At 51.5% G+C, this 5,469-nt stretch carries 4 protein-coding genes; all 4 read right to left on the minus strand.

The features are described from left to right. Positions 1-106 precede the first annotated feature (106 nt). Genes K2I50_RS07465 through K2I50_RS07480 form a run of 4 tightly spaced genes read right to left on the minus strand, consistent with a single transcriptional unit; the run spans position 107 to position 5,190 of the window. The gene (locus tag K2I50_RS07465) at positions 107-1,543 is read right to left on the minus strand and encodes a lipopolysaccharide biosynthesis protein (RefSeq protein WP_301025718.1); all 1,437 of its coding nucleotides are present in this window, start codon (positions 1,541-1,543) and stop codon (positions 107-109) included. A 10-nt stretch (positions 1,544-1,553) separates the two neighbouring features. Continuing rightward, positions 1,554-2,450, minus strand: a complete 897-nt coding sequence (locus K2I50_RS07470) for an ornithine cyclodeaminase (protein WP_301025720.1) — start codon at positions 2,448-2,450, stop codon at positions 1,554-1,556. Positions 2,451-2,454: 4 nt separating this feature from the next. After that, complete coding sequence (locus K2I50_RS07475) at positions 2,455-4,266, minus strand: aminotransferase class I/II-fold pyridoxal phosphate-dependent enzyme (RefSeq protein WP_301025721.1); 1,812 nt, start codon at positions 4,264-4,266, stop codon at positions 2,455-2,457. A gap of 54 nt (positions 4,267-4,320) precedes the next feature. Further along, the gene (locus K2I50_RS07480) at positions 4,321-5,190 is read right to left on the minus strand and encodes an N-acetylmuramoyl-L-alanine amidase-like domain-containing protein (protein ID WP_301025722.1); all 870 of its coding nucleotides are present in this window, start codon (positions 5,188-5,190) and stop codon (positions 4,321-4,323) included. Positions 5,191-5,469: the final 279 nt, after the last annotated feature.

Consider the following 5,469-nt stretch of genomic DNA (forward strand, 5'->3'; position numbering starts at 1 on the left):
CTCCCTCATCACAAGCGAAAATCTGCTCGACGATTGACCGCCCTGACGGTAACATTTATTATTAAACAAGCTCTTAATAATATATGTTGCTTTCGCCATGCATTCATCATGCCGGCTTCAGGCGCCGGGCTATGTCAATAGCCTCGTTTACGGCCCGTAGGCGCAACACGCATGCCCCCGTTATATATAATGTAGCGAAAATTACTGCCTGTATGGCCCAGTGCAGATTGATGCCGAGGCTCGGGAGCGACATAAGGGCGGCGAGCAGGACGGTGCTCAACAGCCCGGCGGGCACTACGGCGCGCGCCATCGCGAAAATGCCTATGCCGACCCATTTCCTTGACAGGAGGGCATTGGTAAGGAAAATGTTGACGTTGCTCGCGACGATTGACCATATGAGCGCGGTCATGCCGAAGTTCATTCCAATGAGGAGAAGCGCGAGCAGTACACCCCATTTATAGAAACTCCATATGAAAAGGTCGCGTGAATGTCCTACGGCCGCCACTCCATAATAGTTTATGTTGGTGAGGCACATGAATACACTGCCCACGCAGAGTATGCGGAAATATGGGGCGGCAGGGAGCCATGCCTCGCCGTAGAGGAATTCAATGAGAGGCTCGGCTACGAGAATCAGTATGAACAGCAGGGGGAAAATGACAAAGGCTATCACCCGGAGATTCATCAGCATGGTGGAAATAAGCAGCGGTCGGTTGTCCTGGATACGTGAGTAGACGGGATACATCACCTGTACGATTATCTGTGGCAGTGTATAGCCTGATATCGAGTTGAGCTTGTCGGCCTGGGTGTAGTAGCCCATCTGTGATGCCGAGAAGCGCTTGCCGATGATGATTCCCTGCACGTTCTGACACACTGTCTGCAGCAGGTTGGCGCAGAAGAGGTAGCCTCCGAAGCCGAACAGTCGGCGAAATGCCTGTAGGGAGAATTCGGGTGACGGCAGCCAGCGTGTGACACAGTAGAACATTATTATCTTGATTGTGCTCATCGAGAGCATCATTCCTACCAGACTCCATATTCCCAGGCCGTAGAGGGCCATGACTACGGCTGTGGCCCCTCCCAGGAGGGATGATACGATGTCGATGGCCGCCAGGCCGGCAAACGACAGTGCTTTCTGCAGGCGGGTTGTCTGGATGGAAATTATTGCGTTGAGTATGAGTATCGAGCCAAGCACACGCAATACGGGCTGCAATACAGGCATGCCGTAGTATCCGGCAATCATAGGTGCTGACATGAATATCAGCAGATAGAACAGTGCCCCGACGCCTATGTTCCAGAAAAATATCGTGGAGAAGTCGGTCTGGTCGGCATCCTTGCGCTGTATCAGCGCCGAACTGAATCCACCGTCGACAAATACCTGGCTTACCAGGATAAAAATCATAATCATGCCTATCGCACCGAAATCGGCCGGGACAAGCAGGCGTGCGAGTATCAGGTTGACTGCAAATTGCAGTCCCATTGACCCCAGTCGGTCGATGGTGGCCCATATCGTGCCCTTTATAGCTTTGTTTCCTAAATTTTCAGCCATTGGCTCCGGGCTATTGGATAATCTCGAGAATCTTTGTGGCAAACAGTACGTCGTGAAGCCCGAGGCCAATATTATAGGCGAGTATGCGCTCGGTGTCGGATGTGCGTCCCGGGCGGTTTCCTTTCAGCACATCCTCCAGCTGTGAGAAATCGCGGAAGTCGTTGAAGTAGCGGAATCCCTCGACGTGGGCGCGGTCGTCGGCTACAACGCGGTCGAATATGGTGTCGCAGTTCTGGAATCCGCGTGTATGCACGGGCACCACGAGCACTCCGGGCTTGAACATCGAGGTGTCGTCGACCACCAGTCCGTCGGCATCGGTAATGCACGACACTATGACATCGCTGCCGTCGGCAAATGCCTCGACGGTATCTACGATGGTAAAGCGTACGTTGGGGTGGGAGGCATATTCTGCCGCGATGCGCTCGGCCTGGTCCTTGTAGCGCATCAGCCTTATGTCGAGCACGGAGTCGGGGTTGGTGGCTATAAGGCAGTCGAGGGTGGCGCGGGCCATGGCTCCGAGTCCGATAAACGAATATACCGATGCATTGCTGCTCCTTAGGGTGGAAATCGCCAGTGCGGCCACGGCGCCGGTGCGCATGGCTGTAATCCAGTCGGCGTTGACGAGGGCAATCATTTCTCCCGAGCCTGTGTCGAACAGCATCAGTTCACTTTTCAGAGCCGGGTGTGAGCCTTTTACTCGTGACACGACTTTGCATCCGAACCGGCCGTATTCCTCAGGGAGCAGGCATGGCATTGTGTTGAAGAAGTCGTTGCCGCGCGGATGTACCGATAGTTTTGCCGGCAGTTGGCAGCGGTCTTTCATCAAGAAGGCTTCGCGTACCCATTCTACGCATTGGCCGGGAGTGATGCCGAGCGAGGCAATCTCAGAGCTGGTTATTATCTTCATTTGGTCAGATGGATTTGAGTATGGCAATCAGTCGGTCGTTGTCGTGTTGGGACCTTACTGCGAGACGCACGAGGTTTTTGTCGCCCATGTTCTTTTTTCTGGCGCAGTTGCTTACGAACACATCATGGTCGAGCAGTATGCGTGTCAGCTCGGTTGATGTGAACCGTGCGGTGATTTCGCACAGGAAATAGTTGGCCTGCGAGGGCATTACGTGCAGGTAGGGAATCTCCTTAAGCAGGGTGTAGAACCGGTCGCGTTCGGCGATAAACTTGTGGCATGCCTTAATGTAGTCGGCCTCATACTTGCCGTAGATCTGCATGTAGTATTCTGCGAATGAGTTGATGTTCCATATGGCGACATCTTTTTTCATTGCCGCGATTGTGGTGGTGTCGGACGATGCAAATACACCAAGGCGCAGGCCTGGCACTCCGTAGCTTTTGCTTATCGACTTCATCACGCTCAGATTGGGGTTGGATTGGAGAATATCGTTGTGCAGCAGCGAATTATGCTCGAATCCATGGGTGAAGTCAACGAAGCTCTCGTCGACAAGGAGTGCGCAATTGCGCTCGCGACACCATGCAGCCAGCCGGAGTACGTCGGCTACCGGGATGAAATTGCCTGAAGGATTGTCGGGGTTTATGAGCAACAGCAGGTCGGGTCGTTTGTCGGCGAAGTATTCCATCAGGTCGTCGGCTGTGTATCTGAAGTCGGGCTTTGTGGAGATATATGGTATTATCTCGGCATGGGGCAGGCGGTTGGGATATTCGTCGAAGGTAGGGTATATTACTCCGATGCGTTCGTGGGCATGGCTTTCTGCGAATGATTTAATGAGCTCGGCCGCTCCGTTGCCTACTATTATGTATTCCTGGCGTATGCCGAAATACTTGGCGGCGAGGAGCGAGTTGACATGCTGTCCCGATGGATATTCAGTGAGCAGGGTGGTGAAGTTGGCCTTCATCTCGTCGATAAGGCGCTTGGGCGGGAAGAACGGGTTGACGAGATAGCAGTAGTCGAGGAGGGAAGGGAAGCGCCAGTAGCCACCGTATCGCTTGTGGTACTCGTGGTAGCGTGTCTCGTTCTGTGAGAAAATGGCCGAGGCTATGTCGAGGTCCTGTATGTCGTCGATTTCATACCATTTCTCGTTAGCAACTGGCAGGGCTTTAAGTGTCGAGTCGTGGAGCATGGTGATTACGCGGAGCACCTGTTCGTAGTATTCGTTGTTGCCCATTACCTTGGAGTATGCGTCGAGAAACGGCACATATTCGTTGCGCGAGAATTCGCGTGAGAATTTGTAGATGTTGACGGTTTTGTAATATATGTCGGCATCTTCATATCGGAATGCCTGTTTGGGCACGAAGTTCAGGATGTTGCGCTCTGAGTCGATTGTCACCATCGTGCCGTCCATCCATGTCTCGTATTTTGCCACGAGGGCGAGATTGGGGTCGGGGTGGTTGACAATCATTTCAAGAATGCGGTCTTCGAATATTAGGTCGGACTCGAGCAGGATGGTGTCATCCTCACACAGCTTTTCTTTTGCCAGCGCGAGGGAATATATGTTGTTAGTCTTGTCGTATATCGGATTGTCGACATATTCGATGTCGATGACTCCCTTGTAGCGGTCGCCGATGTATTCCTTGAGGCGTTGGCCCCGGTAGCCGACAACAAGCACAAGGCGCGACAGGCCAAGGCGCGACAATTGGGTGATGACTCTGTCGATAAGTGTCACTCCGTTTACTTCGACCATACATTTTGTATGTCCTTTTGTCAGGTCGCCCAGTCGGCGTCCCATTCCGGCCGCTAATATTATCGCTTGCACAGTGTGATATAATATATATGTATGTATTTTTGAAAAATTAATCTACGCCGGGTGCTATTCGCAGAGGCGTATTACTCTTATGCCGGTGGCGCTTCTGTTTTTGCGGAAGTAATCGGCCAGTGGAGCGGATTCGACCACAACCTTGCCGGCGGCAGAAGATGCATGCATCAGGTGGGGGACGCCGTTGGAGTCGATTGATATTATGCCCATATGCTGCACGTCGAGTCCCGGCGTTTTTGTGGTGATGGCTATTATGTCGCCGTCGCGGAGCTGTGAGGTGACATTTTTGCTGCCCACGCGCGAACTCTTTATATATGGGAACCTGTGGTTGCGGTATCCCAGTTCCATATTTTTTATCCCGGCCAGATTGGCCGAGTCGTTCAGCGCCGGATATTTGTCGTGATGTGCGCTGATGAAGTCGAGTGTCTTTACCGTATAGTCGGCCTCTGCAAAGCTGTTGGTCGCTTCCTTGAGGTTGCCACGGTGTACATTATCAAGTATCCATGCACTTATATAATGTAGGCGTGAGGCATATCCGTTAATTTCGCCGCCATAGTAGCGCATGCGTTTCAGATTGTATACGAAGTCGCGCCAAGATGTGCGCCCTTCGCCTAATGTGAAGGCCAGAGCGACCACATTGTCGATGAATGTTGTGCAGTCGACCTCGTCCATGTTGACGGTCAATACCTCTGTGTCGCCTTCAAGAGTTCCGGCAACATATGGTTTGTCGATAAACATTTTTGCGATATATGCCACGCGCTGCTCAGGCTTTGCATCCTTTACCTTGGCGGCTGCTTCTATCAACATATTATTTATTGTCGAGGTGTCGGTCGCCTCGTGTTTGAAGCGTATGGCCGGGTTTGCCGCCTGGATTGCGTGGAAAAACAACAGTGAAGCGCATAAAGAAAGTAGCTTCTTTTTCATTTTTATGGGGTGATTGGTAAATAACGATGCTTTTGCACAAAAATACTCAAAAATCCTCAGATAGCGGTCAGATTCATTCCTCAAATTAGGATGCAGGAAAAATGTGCGGAATGTCAATTGTGAACAAAAGTTAAAGTGCAAATGTTATTTGTTTGAGGGATAGAAGTATAGTTTAAGAAGTATGTTTTACAGCATAAATTTCTTGTTGTAAAATTTGGAGGTAATGCAGAAAGTGTCTAACTTTGCACTCGCTTTTGAGAAACACCCCACGGGGCTGCG

The organism is Muribaculum sp. (assembly GCF_029051885.1).
GTDB lineage: Bacteria > Bacteroidota > Bacteroidia > Bacteroidales > Muribaculaceae > Muribaculum.